Here is a 16,836-nt window from a genome sequence, read left to right as displayed (position 1 = left end):
GTCTTCTCCCGGTCAGGTGGTGCGCACGGTGGCGATCATGTTCTTCGCCTCGCCCTGCTGGGTCCAGAATTCGCCGCCCTGGTCCGTCACGTTGCCGCAGACGTGCAGGGGGATGCCGTCGAAGGCAGGTTGCTGCCCGCGGAAATCGAAGCCGGTGACAGGCCGGCCAAGTGCCTTGCCCGCCAGTCGGATCAGGAGCGCCGCCTGTAGCGGACCGTGGACGACCAGCGCGGGATAGCCTTCCTCGCCCATCGCATAGGGCCGGTCGTAGTGGATACGATGGCCGTTCATGGTGAGCGCGGAATAACGGAACAACAGCACCGGATCGGGCGCGACCGTTTCCGCCCAGGCCGCATCCGGCACGGGTACCGCGACCGGCAGCGGCAGGACGCCGGGCGCGGGATCGCGGTAGACCAGATCCTGCTCCTCGCTGACGGCGATGCCGCCTCCGGCATCCAGTTCGTGGCGGACGGTGACGAAGACGAGCGTGCCGCTTTTCCCGACCTTTTCAGTGATGGCCGTGATCGTCGAAGTACGCGTGACGGTTTCGCCGAGGTGAAGCGGCTGGAGGAACGTCAGGCGTCCTCCCGCCCACATCCGGCGCGGCAGCGGCACGGGCGGCAGGAAGCCCCCCTTGGCCGGATGGCCGTCCGTGCCCAGCGCGGCCGGCGGCTTCACGTCCCAGAAGTGCAGCCAGTGGTCGAGCAAGGGCAGCGCATCGCCCGCCGTCAGAGCGCCCGCGCCGCCCAGCGCCATGTCGAGCGCATTGCTGCGGGCGGGATCGAGCACGTCGGTCGCGGTCTGGCTGCGGCCGACCCAGTCTTCGTAGACGCTCAAGCGGTAACTCCCATGCGTTGGTGCAGCAGCGGCAGGCCGGGGCGCGGCCAATCGACCGCGATCAGCAGGCCGCGGCCGGAAACGGTGATCCAGGCGGTCTTCATGGCGGGGCCGCCAAAGCAGATATTGGTGCAGTAGGGCTCCGGCCCCTGCCAATATTCCAGCTTCTCCCCCTCGGGTGAAAATACGCTGATGCCGCCGGTCACCAGGGTCGCGACGCAGATGTTGCCATTGGCCTCCAGCGCCATGGAATCGAAGCGCTGGTAGCCGGTCGCCTGGCCGTGCAGGATCCCGCCGTTGGGGGAGGGCCATGCCTGTTTCGACACTTCGCCGCGCCCGGAGATCGGCCAGCGCCAGAGGCGGCCGGTCTCGGTCTCCGAAACATAGAGCGTGCGCTCGTCGGGCGAGAGTCCGGCGCCGTTGGGGGTCACCATCGGGAATATCGCCTGCCGGATCCACGAACCGTCCGCCGCCGCGTGGTAGACGGCGCCGCTATCCATGACGCGGCCATAAGTCTTGCCGTGGTCGGTGAACCACATGTCGCCATTCGCGTCGAAGACGATGTCGTTGGGGCCGTTGATCGGCACGCCGTCGCACTGGGTGTAGAGCGTCGTGACCTCGCCCGTCTCGAGATCGACCCGCTGGATCGATCCCCCCGCATAATCGTGCGCGCGGCCGTGGGGCCGCATATAGCCACGGGTGTCGAAGATGTCCTCGGTCAGCCAGTGAAAGCCGCCGTTGTTGGCGACGTAGCAGGCGCCGTCCGGGCCGATCGCCGCGCCGTTGGGACCGCCGCCCAGCTCGGCCACGACCTGCTTGCGCGCATCCGGCCAGACCCGGATCAACCGCCCGCCCTTGATCTCGACGACCAGCACCGAGCCGTCGTCCATTGCGATGGGGCCTTCGGGGAACAACAGTCCCTCCGTGACCACGCGGTAGTCCAGCTTGCGTTCCTGCATCGGGCTCTCTCCCATCCGGCCGCCGCTATCTGCGGTCGACCACCTCGATCACGCCGGGGAAGTAACTCTCCCCGAGGCCCTGGTCGATTGCCGCCTGGTAGTATTCGGCGGCCAGGCGCGGCAGCCGGGGCTCGACGCCCATCTCCTCGGCCAGTTCGATCGTGTAGCCCAGGTCCTTGAGCGTATAGGCCATCGGGAAGGCCTTTGCCGGAAAGGCCCGCGGGACCATCGCCTTGAGCCCGTGGTTCCGCAGCGCGAAGCTGTCTCCCGAGCCCAGCGAGACCGCCTCCACCAGTTTGGCAGGCGCTACCCCCGCCCGCTCTGCCACCACGAACATTTCCGCCAGTGCGGCCACTTGCTCGAACAACAGGGTATTGTTGATGAGCTTGACCACCTGCCCGCAGCCCACCGCGCCGCAATGCGTGACGTCGGAGCCCATGTAGCGCAGCAGCGGCTCGATCCGCGCGAAGAGTTCCGGATCGGCGCCGACCATGATGGAGAGCGTACCGTCGATGGCCGCCTGCCGCGTGCGCGCCACCGGCGCGTCCGCGAAAGCGATGCCCTTTGCAGCCAGCAAGTCCGCAACGTCGCGCGCTTCGGCCACGGCCGTGGTGGACAGGTCTATCACCACCGTCCCGGGCGCGGCATGGGCCGCGATTTCCGCGCAGACCGCCCGCACCTGCTTGCCGCCGGGGAGCGAGAGGAACACGACCGAGGCCGCGCGCGCCACTTCCGCCACTGAAGCGGCGCCCCGCGCGCCGCCATCGACTTGCGTCCGCAGCGCCTCGGCATTCATGTCGAAGGCATGGAGCGGCGCGCCGTGCTTCTTCACGGCATTCGCGCACATACCGCTGCCCATGACGCCAAGGCCGATGAAGCCCAGGCTTGCTGTCTCGCTCATGTCCATCCTCATCCCGCGATCAGTGGATCACTTCGGCCGCCTCGAGCGCGAGACGCTCGGCGCGCCCCATGCCCAGGATCTCGCCGTAAACGTAGTCTTCGTGCTCCCCCAGCCGAGGGGTTCCGCGCAGGATACCGATGTCCTCCCCCTTGGAAAGGCGCAAGGGGACGCCGACTGCCGCGCGCAGCGTACCGTCCGGCTCCGCCACCGAAACGATCGCTCCGCGCTGCCGCAAGTGCGCGTCCGCGGCGATTTCGGGCGTGGTCCAGGAGGCATGGGCGGCAACGCCGGCGTGCTGAAGCTGCTCGGCCGCCGCGTTCGCCTCGACACCGGCGCTCCAGTGCGAGACCAATGCGTCCAGCGTTTCGCGGTGCCGAACGCGCGAGGCGCCGTCCGCAAAGCGGGGGTCCGAAGCAAGGTCCGGTCGTTTCATCACCCCGCAGAGCGCAGCCCAGGCCGCATCGTCCTCCACCGCAACCGCCAGCCAGCGGTCCTCCCCGGCAGCGGGATAGACGCCGTGCGGCGCCATGCGGGTATGGGCATTGCCGATCCGCGCCGTTGCGCCGCCTGCCGCCGCCAGCAGGAGCAGATCGCCGACCAGCGAAGCGGCGACTTCGCGTGCGGCAACGTCGACGTGAACGCCCTGCCCGCTCGCGCGGCGGCGATGCAGTGCTGCCATCAGCGCGACTGCCGCATTCATGCCGACCGTATGGTCCATAACGTGGCGGATCTCCACCGGCGGCCCATCCGCGTAACCCGTCAGCTCGCCAAGGCCGCCCCAGGCGCCGAACAGCGGCGCATAACCCGCAAAGTGCGAATCCGGGCCGCTCTGCCCCGAGGACGAGACCGACAGCATCACGATATCCTCGCGCACCGCGCAAAGGTCGGCATAGCCAAGCCCGAGCCGGTCCATCACGCCGGGGCGAAAGCTCTCGGAGGCGACATCACTGGCCGCGACGATGCGCTTGGCCAGGGCGACGCCTTCGGCCTTCTTGAGGTTGATGCGGACGGACAGCTTGTTCGAAGCCACCTGGTCGAACGTCGCCGGCCCTTCGCGGCCATAGACCGGGTGCGGCTTGCGAAAAGCGTCGAGGCGCATGGCGCTCTCGATCTTGATGACTTCGGCGCCAAGCTGCGAAAGCAGGTGCGTGCAGAAGGGACCGGCATTGTGCACGGTGAAGTCGGCGATGCGGATGCCCTGCAGCGGCCTCACGGCGTCACTTCCAGCATCTCGGTCAATGCAGGCGGCCCGCTTCGCAGCGAAAGCGCCGCGCCGCCAAAATGGAACGGCGAAACAAGGACATCGAGCAGGCCCGCGCCTCCCATGTCAATCGACTGGAACAGGCCGCGATGCGCTTCCTGTTCGCCCGAGAGGATTTCCGCGGGCGACTTGTAGCGCGCCAGGGGCACACCGAGCTTCTGCCCCTCGGCGACGATGTCGTCCACGCGCCGCACGCTGGCCCATTCGCGGATATGCCGGTTGATCTCCGGCCCGCGCCGCCCACGCTCGATACTGCTTGCCAGGGCAGGGTCCGTCGCCCAATCGGGGCTGCCGAGCAGCCGCACCAGGCCATCCCACTGCCGCTGCTCAAGGGTCAACAGTTCAAGGTGACCATCGGCGCAGGGGATCACCCCGCCGTAGCGGAAGCTGCGCTCCACCCGGTGCTCCACCGAACCGTCGCCAAGGCGCTGGATGGCGAAAGCGCCCACCGCCAGCATCGCGTCCTGGCTGGATATATCGACGGCCTGCCCGCCCGCCTCCGGTCGTGCCCAAAGCGCCGAAAGCGCGCCGAGAGCCGCGGCGATGCCGCCCTGCATCTCCCCGAAGTGACCGCCGATCTTGAGCGGCGCGCGGCCGGGAAACATTTCGACCGCAAGCCCGTTCGGCAGCAGGTTGCCCTCGCCGCCCGCGTGCTGGACGATCAGGTCGGCGCCCTTCCAGCCAGCCTTGTCACCTTGTGCGCCGAAGGGCAGCACCGAGACATGCAGCAGGCGGGGAAACCGCGCAGCAATGCCCGCTTCGTCGAGAGCCACCGCCGCGCGCTCGTCTGGCGGCGTATCGTCGAAGAAGATGTCCGCTTCGGCCAGGTGCCGGTCCAGAGCCTCGCGTCCCGATGAAGACGCAAGATCGATCACCGCGCTGTCCATGCCCGCCGCCAGATAGGCGAAGAGTGCGCTCACCTCGGTCTCTTCGCCAGATGGTCCGGGGAGGAAGGGCGGCTCCCGGCGCAGCGGCGAGCCGCCGGCCGGTTCCACCAGCAGGACGCGCGCGCCCATGGTTGCCAGCAGCCGTGCGGCATAGGCCGCCGCCACGCCCTGGGCGATGGCGACGATCCTTATGCCTGCCAGCGGTGCCTGATCTTCCTGCCCCGCCATTGCCCCTGCCTCAGCGCACGACCGGCAGTTCGAGATCGAGACCCGAACCGTCTACGAAGACCTTGGTGTTGGGATCGAGCGATGGCAGCACCACCGTCGCCAGGCCAGGCGTGGTCAGTTCGCCGCGCTGGTTCTCGCCCTTGATCTCGATATCGACCAGGGCATAGCCGTCCTTGATATATTTGCGCGTCACGGTGCCGCGCGCCCAGGTGCAGTCGCCCATGGTGTTGAAGCGGCTCATGCGCGTCTTGATGCGCTTGAGGAAACCGGCGTCGCCCATCCAGTTGGTGACCATCGACGCCATCCAGGATGAACGCTGCGGGCCGTAATCGTAGACGCCGGGGACGCCCACTTCCTTCGCGGTGGACTCGCGGTGGTGGCCGATGCCGGTATATTCGATGCCGCCGCCCGCCTCGGGATTGCGGAAGAAGTGGCCGGGATGCTTCACCGCGTTCTTGAAGATCACGCCGTGGGTGTGGCCGCGACCGCAGCCGACCAGGAAGCCCATCGTGTCCATCAGGCTGAGCGGGCCGCGCACGATCTCGGGAAGCTGCTCGCCTTCCTGCACTTCCTCCCAGTAGCGTACATTGCCGCCGCGGATGTTCTTTTCCTCATCGAGGATCGCGTTGTCGATCCGGTCGAACTCTTCCGGCGTATACTCGTGAGTCTTGATGTCCGCGTATTTGCCCGCATCGCGCGCCGCCTTGCGCTCGTGCCGGGTGCAAGTGCCCAGCGCCTTGGCGACGAGTTCGCCGCGCTGGTTGAAATAGGTCGCCTCGACATATTGCAGCACGAGCGTCCCGGAGAACTGGCTCTCCTTCACTTCGACGCCGACCACGCGCTCGATCGCGCTGATACGGTCGCCGGGGCGAATGTGGCGGAACAGTTCCCAGTCGTTGCCGGCGTAGAAGCCATGGACGCCGGGCAGACCCCAGCGGGTGCGGCCGACCCAGCCGAAGGCCATGGGGAAGTTCGGGTGCGCCAGCATCGAACCGTGGCGCGTCAGGCGGCCACTCTCCAGATCGCGGTAAAGCGGGTTGAGGTCACCGATGCCGTTGCCGAAGTTGCGGATCGTGTCTTCCGTGGCGTCCTGCAGATAAGGCCCCTCCGGGCGCAACTGCATGCCGATCATGTTTTCGGCCGCCTTGATCGCCTCGGGGGTGATTTTGCCTTCCGCCGGCGCGCCGCCGACTTCCTTTTCCTTCAACTCCACCGTCATCGCTGGGCTCCCTATCGCGGCAAGCGCATTCGCTGCCGGCTGCATTTGATGGATAATGCATTATCTAGGAGCGCATCATGAGTCCACGTCAACCAAGGTAGGCCACAAGCATGATCGCTGGAGCGTTAGAGGCCTATTTCCGCAATTCTATGGATCTTCCGCCGATCCGGCGGCCGTCATTCCGCCCAGTTGAAGGCGGTGCTGGGCACGATGCGGGCGTAACGGCCAAGGCAGGCCAGGGCATGAGCGTGTTCCTCCATTGTCGCGCCGGCGCAGCAGTCTTCCAGGATCACCACCTCGTAATCCCGATCGTGAGCCTCGCGCGCGCCCGAATGCACCACACCGTTGGTGGAGACGCCGCAGAGCACCAATCGTTCGATCCGAAGCGCCCGCAATATCGCCTCGAGCGAGGTCGCGTAGAAGGGGCTGACACGGTGCTTCACGATATCGAAGTCGCCCTCGCGCGGCGCCAAAGCCTCGTGGACTTCGGCGCCCCAGTTGCCAAGCTTGAAGATGCCGTTCTGGCGGGCACCGGAAAAGATCGGCGAGTTTTCAGGTGCTTCCCGGTAGTCTGCCGAGAACCCGATCCGGACGTAACCCACCCGCGCCCCTGCGCTTCGCGCCGCCGCCAGAGCAGCTGCGGTATTGGGCAGAACCTTGCGCTCCGCCACCTGAACGCCGTAGCTCCCGGCGCTGAAACCGTCTTCGGCGACGAGATCGTTCAACATGTCCATGACGAGGAAAAGCGTTTTCATGGGACGTGGAACTCCTGCCTGAGGATGATGGAATAGAGCGGGCGGACCTCAGCCCGCCACCGAACGGCGCAATTCGTTGAAGCCGGCCTCGATGTGCTGGCGGGTAGCCAGCATGGCCGTGGCGGTGTCCCCGGCGATAAGCGCAGCCAGCAATTCGTCGTGCTCCTCGGCCGCGCGGCTGACGCGGCCCTTGAGGCGATTGATCAAATCGAAGGGATAGCGCGCCCAGAGGATCTGCACGAAATGCAGGGTCTGCGGCATTCGGGCGATTTCGAACATACGATGATGAAAACGATAGTTGGCCGCCCGCACCGCCTCGTTCTCGCCGGCTTCGAACGCCGCGGCGAACTTGTCCGCCAGCACCTTCAATTCGGCGATATCCTCGCTCGTCACGCATGCCACCGCGCCGCGAACCAGTTGCGTTTCCAGAAGAATGCGCAGCGCCAGCACTTCACTGGAAGCCTCGATATCGAACGGGGCCACGGTCGCGCCGCGGTAATTGTCGCCCAGGACGTACCCCTCGGCCGCGAGCAGTTTGAGCGCTTCGCGGACCGGCGTGATGCTGGTGTTCAGCATCGTGGCGATTTCCTGCTGCTTGAGCCTGGCCCCGCGCGGAAAACGGCCGGAGATGATGCCTTCACGCAAGAAATCGGCGACTTGCTCCTCTTTCGTGCGATAATGCATCATCTTGTCCGTCATCTCTTGTCCCGTACCGGCGCCCAGGCGAAATCGCCGGCCTGATAGGCCCTGGCAGCGCCCGATGACAATAGGTTCTCCACCTCCGCCGCCCCGTACCCGAGTTCCTCCAGAAGCGTGGTGGTATGTTCGCCGATCTCGGGCGGCGGGAGATTGGACGCAACTTGCGGCTGACCCGGAAATTCAGGGACCTCGAAGTCCAACCCGCGGAAATCCAGCGATCGAAGCTTGCCCGGCTGCCGCGCCTGCGGCGCATCCAGGACGCGCTCCAGCGGCATGACTTCGTTGAAACCGATGCCCGCATTGCGCAGCCGAGCGGATATGTCCTCGAAATCGAAACCGGCCACTGCCGCCTGTACGGCTGCCTCCACCACATCGCGCGCCTTCTTGCGATCGCGCAGCCTGGCGTAGTCGGGACTGCCGTCTTCCGGCATGTCCAATGCGCGGGTCAGCTTCGCCCAATGCGCGTCGGTCAGGATCAACAGATAGACCCAGCGCGCGTCCGCCGTGAGATAGGCGCCATAACCCGGCATCGAGAACTCGCCCCCGCCCTCCTTTTCAAGGCGGCCCAGAAGCTGCGTTTTCAATTGCATTCCGGCCAGGTCGCGAGCCGCCAGATGAAGTCCGGTCTCGTAGAGTCCGATCTCGATCCGGCGCGCGGCTTCCGGCGCTTCGGGATCGAGCAGCGCGCCCAGCACGCGGATGACGGCGTAAGTTCCCGCGAACTGGTCGTGGTAGGACGGCCCGAAACGCGTGGGCCGCTGGTCCACCCGGTGATCGTCCATCGCCCCCGTCGCCGCTTCGGCGATCGGGTTCGTCATGAGGTCGTCCGCCTGCGGGCCATGGGCATAGCCCTTGATGTGGACGTGGATCCCCCTAGGATTCTCCGCGAGGAAATCGTCCGCGGTGACACCCAGCTTGCGGGCCGCCGAAGGCGCCAGATTGTGGATCACAACATCGGCGCTCGCGGCCAGCCTGCGAAAGACGTCCTTGCCTTCCTCCGTGGTCAGGTCGAGGCAGATCGCCCGCTTGGAATGGCTGTAGGCGATGATCGTGCCCGACGGTCCGCCGCGAACCAGCGACCGCGTGGTATCGCCTGCGGGCGGCTCGATCTTGATGACTTCGGCGCCCATCTGCGACAGGATATGCGTGGCAAAAGGGGCCGCGATCATGGTCCCAAGCTCCAGGACGCGCTTGCCGGCAAGAGGCATGAAAGATGTGTTCATGGGCAATCGTCTATAGATAATGCATTTTACATCAAGGTGAGGCAGGCCCGTTCGTTGCGTTTGAAATCTCGCCACTGCCGATATCGCCACAGCGGACCGCATGGACGGCTATGGCACCATTTTGCGCGCGGATATTCGGCATCCCCAGACCATTCCATGGTCGACGGGTTGATGGCAAGTACTGCACGGAATATGATCGAACCTGCACTCTCGCACCGGTTTGGCGTCAATTTTAGGTGTTCGCTCCTCATATCGCCGGGCTGATACGCGGTCGCTTGATGCATCCTGCACGATGAGCGAAACCCTTGCCGATAATGCCGGTGGTCTGAGCCGTGTGCACAGCCTTCCGGGCGAACTGATACGGGTTTCGGAGAGGGAAGATGCCGGCATACCTTCAGGAACTCCGCGCCCAGTGGCGCCCCTTGCTGGCGGCCGTCATCGGCCTCAGCTCGGGCTATTCGATCACCAGCTATATCACCAGCATCATGGCCCCGCACCTGCTGCGCGAATTCGGCTGGTCCAAGGCCGAGTTCGCTGCGGTCGGCAGTCTCACGCTGGTCTGCGTGCTGGTGTTCCCGTTCATCGGGCGCCTTACGGATGTTGTGGGCGTGAGGCGCACGGCCTTTGTCGGCGTGATCGCCTGCCCGATCGGATACGGCCTGCTGAGCCGCATGAACGGCGACATCCGCGTCTATATCGCCCTGTTCGTGGCGATGGGCCTCATCTGCATCACGACCACGGCCACCGTCTATAGCCGGGTGGTGGTGCAACATGTCGTCCATGCCCGGGGCGTGGCGCTGGCGATTGTGGCGTCGGGACCGGCCGCGATGGGCGTGCTGGCCGCGCCGCTGCTCAACCAGTATGTGGAAGCGCAGGGCTGGCGGGCCGGCTATGTCCTGGTCGCCGTGGTCTCCGCGCTGCTTGGCGGACTGGCGCTGGTGCTGATGCCTTCGGAAAAGCGTGGCGGCGGGGCCGGGGTCACGCGCCGCGCCGCGCGTGAGGACTATCCGGCCATATTCCGCAACCGGGCGTTCTGGGTGCTGGCAAGCGCCATGCTGCTCTGCAATCTCCCGCAGATCATCGCGCTCACGCAGCTGAACCTCATGCTGCTAGACAAGGGTGTCGGCGCGGGCGGCATTGCCGTCATGATCTCCGCATTTGCGAGCGGCACGCTTGCCGGGCGCTTCGCCTGCGGGCTGGCGCTGGACCGGCTCCCCGCACACCTCGTGGCCTTCGCAGCCATGGCGCTTTCGTCCGTGGGCCTGTTCGTGATGGCATCCCCGCTTTCATCGCCGGCCATCGTGGCTCTTGGCGTCGTGCTGATCGGCCTGACCATCGGGGCCGAAGGCGACCTCATCAGCTACCTGGTCGCGCGCGCCTTCGGGGTGCAGGTCTACAGCACGGTCATGGGCATGATGACGGCCATCATCGCCGGCGCCGCTTCCACGGGTGCGATCATACTCAGCCTGACCTTGCGCGGCGGGGGCAGTTTCGGGCCGTTCCTGACGTTCTGCGGCGTGGCGGTCCTGGCGGGCGCGATCCTTCTGCTGTTCATGCCGAACAGCCCGCCGGGCGAGCCGGTTCCGGCCTGACGAACGCAGCAGCCCGCTCCCGCGGCGCAGCGCGCACGGCTTTCCCGCCCTGCCCCAGCCTTACGCGGAAGTACCAGGCAGAGGCTGCCATCATCGCCAGGCAAGCGGCGGACGATGCATAGGCGAGCCAGATGAAGAAGTGCAGCCAGTCCAGCGAAACGCCCGGGACGTTGCGCAGCAGCGTGAGCGCGACGCTGCCCCCATAGCCCGAGGCATCGGCCACGTAGATCAGAAACCCCGCTGTCCCCGCCCTTCGGCTGGCCGCGACCAGCCGGTCGAACAGCATGGCGTTGAAGGGCGCGTAACCCAGGTAGAGCCCCAGACCGGAAAGGATCATCCACGGCAGGGGCGCGATCCACGAGAGCTGGAACGCCAGGGTGGAAAGTCCGATCAGCAGCGCGCCGGCCATGACGATGACATGCACCGCCATCAGAGCCCGGCGGTTGTCCCGCACCATCACGAGGCTGCCGAGGATCGTCAGCGTCACCACCGCGATCGGCAGCTCGCTGGCGGTGAAGACCTCGGAAACGCCCGCATAGCCCAGTTCGCTCCAGATCTCGGCAGCGAAGTTGTCGCGCAAGTCTCGCAGTGCGGTGAAAAGGACGTAGGCGAGCACCAGAAAGGCCACGCCGGGGCCGTAATCGCGCAGGAATTCGCGGCGCGCAGCGGCGGCCATCGGGGGGCGGGCCATGCGTTCGGCCTGTTCTTGCGGACTGGGCGGCGGCATTTGGGACAGGCCGACGACCGCGACGAGCAGCACCGGAAAGAACACCAGTCCCGTCGCCGCGGGCATCCAGAACTCGCTGATGTCCATGGCCGTCATCAGCCAGAGGCCGACCGACTTGACCACGCCGGACGAGACGATGAAGCTGGCGCAAAGGATGGATGCCAGCACTTCGCTGGTGCGCCGTCCTTCGACATAGCCGAAGACCAGGCCCCAGATCATGCCCAACGGCAAGCCGTTGAGGAACAGCGCCAGCACTTTCCACGAGAGCGGCAGCACCGCGAACAGCACCAGCGCTACCCACGAAAACGCCACGAGGCCGACGATGGCGCCGGCGCGGCGGGTCGCCGCCATCTCGGACACGACCTTCACCCCGATGAACTTGGAGAGCGCATATCCGGCCACTTGCGCGATTACGAGCGCGACCTTGAAATCCACCACGCCCTCCCAGCCCGGCACGTCCGCATATGTCGCGGCGGTAAAGGGCCTGCGGAAGGCATACATGGAGAAATAGGCCGCGAAACTGGCCAGTCCCCCGTAGAGCGCCAGCATCCAAGAAGGCCCCCGGGCCAGTGCCTGGCCCAGCGAGGGCCGCGTCTTCATGGGTGCATCCGGGCCGCTCCAGGTCGGCATTCGCTCCGCCGCCAACGTGTTCATGTGGCGTGCCCGATCAAGCCCGATATCGCGCCGAAGTGTTCCGGGATGCCGCAGCATGGGCACGCCGAAGGTGCCCGAAGCTTCGCCCTTTTCCGACATTCGGCAACAATTCCGGGCATCCTGCGACCTCCTAGCGAGAAAGCACCGGTTGCGGCACCTGCGACTCGCTCGCCAATGGCGACGGCTGCCCCCATGCCTGCGCCGCACGTCACCACGGTGACATGCGGCAACGGTCTCTGCTGCCGAGAGGTGATGGACGCCGCGGCGGACGCTCTGTTCGAACGGCTTATTCTAAGGGCGTGAAGGGATCGCTGGTCGTCGCCTGACCAACCGCATCGAGCCGTCCGGCAAGGCGGCGCTGCCAGAGGCTGCCCTGCGCGGCCGTGACGGTGACATCGTACCAGCCGCGCGTTTCGCGCAAGGACAGGCGGGCATGGCCGCCCTTCAGCGCCGCTTCCTTGCGCTCTCCCTTCAGGCCGAGTGACAGGACCTGCAGACCGGCCGCCTTCGGCGCAGCGGACCGCAAGGACAGGCTCGCCCCGCCAAGCCGCCACGTCAGGTCCGGCGATGGATCGTCGCGGTGACCCACGAAGTGGCGGTGGAAGCCGTTCGGCCCCAGCACCCAGAGATCGTAGCCCCCCGATGCGCTCCAGCCCCAGCGACCGTCCAGCGCCTGGCCAGCGCTCACGGTGTAGCGGCGAGGTGGAGCCGAAAGCGCGTGCCGATCGTAGACGTGGAAAACGGCGCCCGCACCCTCAGCCGAGAATTGCAGGAGGATCCCGCTTTCGCCCAACCGGTCGGACACTTCCAGCCGGTAGGGCAAAGCGCGCGAGGGCCTGAGGCCCGGCTCCTGCCAGAGCATCTCGTCCGTGGGCGGCGCGGCCGGATCGGGCTGGCGTCCCACGGCCGCGGCGCGCAGGGCGTCCGCACCGGGGTCCGGCAGGGGGCCGAACGGGTCGCGATCTGCCGCCGTGAAGTCGAAAGCGGAAGTCAGATCGCCGCACACGGCACGGCGCCAGGGCGAAATGTTCGCCTCGTGAATGCCGAAGCGCGTCTCCAGGAAACGGATCACCGAAGTATGGTCGAACACTTGCGAGTTGACCCAGCCGCCACGGCTCCACGGCGAAACGACATACATCGGCACGCGCGGGCCAAGGCCATAAGGACGCCCCCGGAGTTCCGGCAGGTCGATCTTCGCCTCGCCGGGGGCGGAGCGCTCATGATATTCACCGGCGAGGTCGACGCTGGAGGCGCCCAGCACTGTCCCGTCTGACAGGCGCGAAGGCGGCGCGGGAGGCGGCGCATGGTCGAAGAACCCGTCGTTCTCGTCGAACATCACGAGCAGGACCGTGCGCGCCCAGACGCGCGGATTGGCGGTCAGGGCATCGAGCACCCGGGAAGTATAGACCGCGCCCTGTGCCGGGCTGGAGGGGCCGGGATGCTCGCTGCTGCGCGCGTCCGCAACTATCCAGCTCACTTGCGGCAATTGGCCTGCCACCACGTCGGACCGCAGCTGGTCTAGCGCCTGGGTGGTGAGGGCCCGTTCTTTCAGGGCCGGATCGCCCTTGCCCCGGTGCGCCTCGCGATAGGCGCGGAAGCCGACCAGAGGATTGTCAGTGAAGTTGTCCGCCATGTCCTGGTAGATGCGCCAGTCGATCCCCGCCGCCTGGAGGCGCTCGGGCACGGTGGTCCAGAGATAGTCGTCGGCCGCACCGCCCTTTTCCGGAAATTCATCGTGCGAATTGCCGATGGCAGGGCCGCCCGCCCGACCCTGCGGGTCGTTGGTGCCGCTCCAGAGGAACAGGCGGTTGGTATTGGTGCCGGTCTGGATCGCGCAGTGATAGGCGTCACAGATGGTGAAGGTTTCCGCCAGCGCGAACTGGAAGGGAATGTCGGCGCGGCGATAGTGGCCCATGGCGCGCTGGTGCTTCGCCTCCGGCCAGTTGCCCATGCGGCCCTCGTTCCAGGCGGCTTGAGCATCCGGCCAGGTGTGCGGCGTGCTCTCCACCCGCATGAGATCGAATTCGCGCCGGGTGTCGAGATGGAAAGGCGCAACCATCCGTGCGCCGCCGGCGGCATGACGGTCCTGCTGCTGCCAGACCTTGCGTTCGCCGCCCATGCCGCTCGCAGCGCCCGTCGCCGTGCCCGGTCCTGCACCGGAATCCGGCGCGGCCAGCGGGATCGGCAGGCGGTCGGCAAAGCCGCGCACGCCGCGCAAGGTGCCGAAATAATGATCGAAGCTGCGGTTCTCCTGCATCAGGATCACCACATGCTCCACATCCGCGATCGTTCCGCTGCGCACCTCGGGCGCGATGGCCGCCGCGCGGGCGATGGACGCCGGAAGACCTGCCAGCATGGCGGTTCCAGCTCCGGCAAGAAGCGATCGGCGGGAGAGATCGGCCATCGAGTATCCTCAGGGAGAACCGGGAGCATGGGGCTTTGCAGCCGCCACACTCCCGGTCTGCAATTTCAGTTCAGAAGTCGAACGTCAGCGATGCGGTTACCGTGCGCGGTGCGCCGAGGAAAGCCGCGCCGCCGCCGCCGCCGCCCAGATAGCGCTTGTCGGTGATGTTGGTCGCCTGGAGCGTCACCGCCATGCCGCGCAGCTTGTCCGAGAAGTCGGCAAGGTCCACCCCGATATAGCCGCCCAGCAGCGTGTAGGACTGCGCCACTTCGCCGCCCACGGTATCGATGAAGCGATCGCCGACGAACTTGGTCGAGAGACCGGCCTTGAAGAAGTCCCGTTTGTAGTCGGCCGAGAGCACCCACATGTTGCGCGGCGAGCTTTCGACCTGAACGCCCGGCGTGATGCCGACGTCCGCATCCTGCTCGGCATTGCCGGTGCCGATGTAGACGGCGTGGTTGTAGCTGTAGCTGCCCGAAAGCATCAGGCCCATCGGCAGGCGATAGGCCAGCGCCGCCTCCACGCCGCGGCTGCGCACGCCGCCGACGTTGAGATAGACGCTTTCCTGCTGCTCCAGATAGTCGATGCCGGTGACCAGGTTGGAGGAGATCGAGACGATGTGGTTGTCGAACTTGATGTCGTAAGCGGTGATCGAGGCCTGGACGCGCGGCGTGCTGTAGCGGGCGCCCACTTCGATGCTGTCGGCCGTTTCCGGCTTGATGCGATCGATCACTTCCTGCGATTCGCCCAGAACGCCGTTGCTGATGGCCGAGAAGTTCTGCGCATAACCGGCGAAGAATTCCAACCCGTCGATCGGCGCCTTCCAGGTCAGGCCCGCTGAGATCAGCGGATCGGAATGCGAGGTGATACCGGTGCTGACCTGATCATCGAACAGCTCGGCCCGCGTCTGCTTCAGGAAGTACTGCTTGATGCCGAAAGCCGCCGTGAGGTTGCCGTAAGTCACGGCGTCCTGCGCGTAATAGACGAATTCGTTAGTGTCGTAGTCGGTGCTGAACTGGACCCAGTAGGGCGTCGTGTCATAGGCCAGGCCGAGCAGCGGGTTCTTTACACGGTGCCAGTCGCGAACCTGGTTGGCATTGACGTTCTCGTACCAGGCGCCTGCGCGCAGGGTGTTGGTGATCGCGCCGAAATCATGGGTCCAATCGGCGTCAGCGGTGAAGCCGACGCGGTCGTTTTCGTAGTGGGTGTGGCGGTAGGACATCGCGCCGGTGGCATCGGCGGCATAGCAGCTCGGCGAATACTGGGCCGGGATGCCGGCCGTGCCGGTGCAACCTGCGATCATGGTCGCCGCAGCGCCGGTGGGCGTGAGGAAATAGACCTGGCCCAGCGCGCTGCCGCCGATCACGGTGGAGCCGCCCGCATATTCGCTCTCGGTCGCCCCGGCGCCATCTGCGGTCACATCCACGAGATAGGGCGGAAGCCAGTCACCCCGGCCGCGCATCCGGTGGTAGTAACCGGTCAGCGAGAGCTTCACTTCGCCCAGGTCGACCTTTCCGCGCAGATAGCCGAACAGGTTCTTGCGCAGTGCGCGCGAACCGGCGCGGTAGTTCTGGTCGATATAGGGAATGCCGGTCCAGTTGTCGGTATAGACGTCGTGGTCGGGATCGGCCTCGAACTGCGCCAGCGAGACGGAGCCAAATTCGGATTCGTCGGCATCGTCGTAGGACAGGAAGCCGGTCAGATTGACGTTGGAGAGCGTGCTGGTGATCTTGGCGCTCAGGTGGTCGCGGCTGGTCTTGCCGGCGCCGCCGATCCAGTCGTGCGCCTTGGAGTGCGAGGCGCTGATGTAGGCGCGGGTATCGGGTGCGAATTCACCGGTATCGACGCGGGCATAGAACTTCTGCGCGCCATAATCGCCCGCTGCGCCCGAAAGGCGAACGCGGAAGTCGTTCTCGGGATCGGAGGTCACGTAGTTGAGTGTACCGCCGAGCGCTTCGTTGGAGCGCGAAGAAATGTCGGCGGTGCCCTGCGACACTTCTACCGTCCGCAAGTCCAGAACGTCGATGTAGCGGTTCGCCTTGGAGCCGCCGCCATAGCCCGAGCCGCCGTTGGGCAGACCGTCGATGGTGGTGCCGATCTGCGTGAAGCCACGGATGGAGATGGAAGTCGCCCAGTCCGACGAACCGAAAGCATCGCCTTCCGAAACGAAGACGCCCGGAAGCTCGTTGATGACATCGTTCACGCTGGTCAATGCCGACTGGCGCTCGATCATCTCGGGAGTGACGCGGGTATTGGCGAAGTGCACGGCCTCGCCGGTGACGACGATGTCCTCGTTCGACGCCGTGTCACCGCTGTCGGGCGCTTCCGCGGTCGGCGCTGCCGCCGCATCCTCGGCGTGCGCCTGCGTCGTTGCCGCAGCGATCGCGAGGATCGCCGTTCCGATCATCCATGTCTTCATTTCTGCTTCCCCTGAAGATGCGGCACCCTGGCCTCGGCCATTCAGCCGTTGACGGCGAGCTAGGCGCCTCC

Annotated in this window: 13 protein-coding genes; 1 reads left to right on the top strand and 12 read right to left on the bottom strand. The window is 66.2% G+C overall.

The features are described from left to right. Positions 1 to 12: 12 nt before the first annotated feature. From AB4Z00_RS22015 to AB4Z00_RS21975, 9 genes are all read right to left on the bottom strand, one after another. Complete coding sequence (locus AB4Z00_RS22015) at positions 13 to 837, bottom strand: FAS1-like dehydratase domain-containing protein (RefSeq protein ID WP_442047251.1); 825 nt, start codon at positions 835 to 837, stop codon at positions 13 to 15. Next, on the bottom strand, positions 834 to 1,796 hold the full coding sequence (locus AB4Z00_RS22010) for an SMP-30/gluconolactonase/LRE family protein (protein WP_442047250.1): 963 nt from the start codon (positions 1,794 to 1,796) through the stop codon (positions 834 to 836). Before AB4Z00_RS22010 ends, AB4Z00_RS22015 begins: the two co-directional genes overlap by 4 nt. 25 nt (positions 1,797 to 1,821) lie before the next feature. Next, complete coding sequence (locus AB4Z00_RS22005; RefSeq protein WP_442047249.1) at positions 1,822 to 2,697, bottom strand: NAD(P)-dependent oxidoreductase; 876 nt, start codon at positions 2,695 to 2,697, stop codon at positions 1,822 to 1,824. Between the two features lie 19 nt (positions 2,698 to 2,716). Beyond that, entirely contained in the window at positions 2,717 to 3,910 is a 1,194-nt protein-coding gene (locus AB4Z00_RS22000; RefSeq protein WP_442047248.1) for a CaiB/BaiF CoA transferase family protein, read from the bottom strand. After that, positions 3,907 to 5,073, bottom strand: coding sequence for a CoA transferase (locus AB4Z00_RS21995; protein ID WP_442047247.1), 1,167 nt, complete (start codon positions 5,071 to 5,073; stop codon positions 3,907 to 3,909). The genes AB4Z00_RS22000 and AB4Z00_RS21995 overlap by 4 nt, the downstream gene beginning before the upstream one ends. Positions 5,074 to 5,083: 10 nt before the next feature. Continuing rightward, on the bottom strand, positions 5,084 to 6,292 hold the full coding sequence (locus tag AB4Z00_RS21990) for an FAS1-like dehydratase domain-containing protein (protein WP_314466205.1): 1,209 nt from the start codon (positions 6,290 to 6,292) through the stop codon (positions 5,084 to 5,086). Positions 6,293 to 6,468: 176 nt separating this feature from the next. Then, entirely contained in the window at positions 6,469 to 7,047 is a 579-nt protein-coding gene (locus tag AB4Z00_RS21985; protein ID WP_442047246.1) for a cysteine hydrolase family protein, read from the bottom strand. Between the two features lie 48 nt (positions 7,048 to 7,095). After that, complete coding sequence (locus AB4Z00_RS21980) at positions 7,096 to 7,746, bottom strand: GntR family transcriptional regulator (protein ID WP_207912925.1); 651 nt, start codon at positions 7,744 to 7,746, stop codon at positions 7,096 to 7,098. Next, positions 7,743 to 8,969 (bottom strand): CaiB/BaiF CoA transferase family protein, encoded by a 1,227-nt coding sequence (locus AB4Z00_RS21975; protein WP_442047245.1) that lies wholly within the window; start codon positions 8,967 to 8,969, stop codon positions 7,743 to 7,745. Before AB4Z00_RS21975 ends, AB4Z00_RS21980 begins: the two co-directional genes overlap by 4 nt. Positions 8,970 to 9,349: 380 nt before the next feature. Here AB4Z00_RS21975 and AB4Z00_RS21970 point away from each other — a divergent pair, with 380 nt between their 5' ends. After that, positions 9,350 to 10,561: an MFS transporter gene (locus AB4Z00_RS21970; protein WP_442047244.1), complete on the top strand. Its 1,212-nt coding sequence runs from the start codon at positions 9,350 to 9,352 to the stop codon at positions 10,559 to 10,561. On the opposite strand, the gene AB4Z00_RS21965 is transcribed toward AB4Z00_RS21970, so the two are convergent. The 3 genes from AB4Z00_RS21965 to AB4Z00_RS21955 all read right to left on the bottom strand — a co-directional run bounded on the left by AB4Z00_RS21965 (position 10,521) and on the right by AB4Z00_RS21955 (position 16,765). Then, positions 10,521 to 11,888 (bottom strand): DUF5690 family protein, encoded by a 1,368-nt coding sequence (locus tag AB4Z00_RS21965; RefSeq protein ID WP_442047243.1) that lies wholly within the window; start codon positions 11,886 to 11,888, stop codon positions 10,521 to 10,523. The genes AB4Z00_RS21970 and AB4Z00_RS21965 overlap by 41 nt on opposite strands. A 340-nt stretch (positions 11,889 to 12,228) precedes the next feature. Further along, positions 12,229 to 14,346, bottom strand: a complete 2,118-nt coding sequence (locus tag AB4Z00_RS21960; RefSeq protein WP_442047242.1) for a phosphocholine-specific phospholipase C — start codon at positions 14,344 to 14,346, stop codon at positions 12,229 to 12,231. Between the two features lie 70 nt (positions 14,347 to 14,416). Beyond that, entirely contained in the window at positions 14,417 to 16,765 is a 2,349-nt protein-coding gene (locus AB4Z00_RS21955) for a TonB-dependent receptor domain-containing protein (protein ID WP_132265509.1), read from the bottom strand. Positions 16,766 to 16,836 lie beyond the last annotated feature (71 nt).

It is taken from the genome of Novosphingobium sp. YAF33, assembly GCF_052113265.1.
In the GTDB taxonomy this organism is placed as follows: domain Bacteria; phylum Pseudomonadota; class Alphaproteobacteria; order Sphingomonadales; family Sphingomonadaceae; genus Novosphingobium.
Note: the sequence above shows the minus strand (reverse complement) of the source record. Positions and strands in the feature narration are given on the sequence as shown.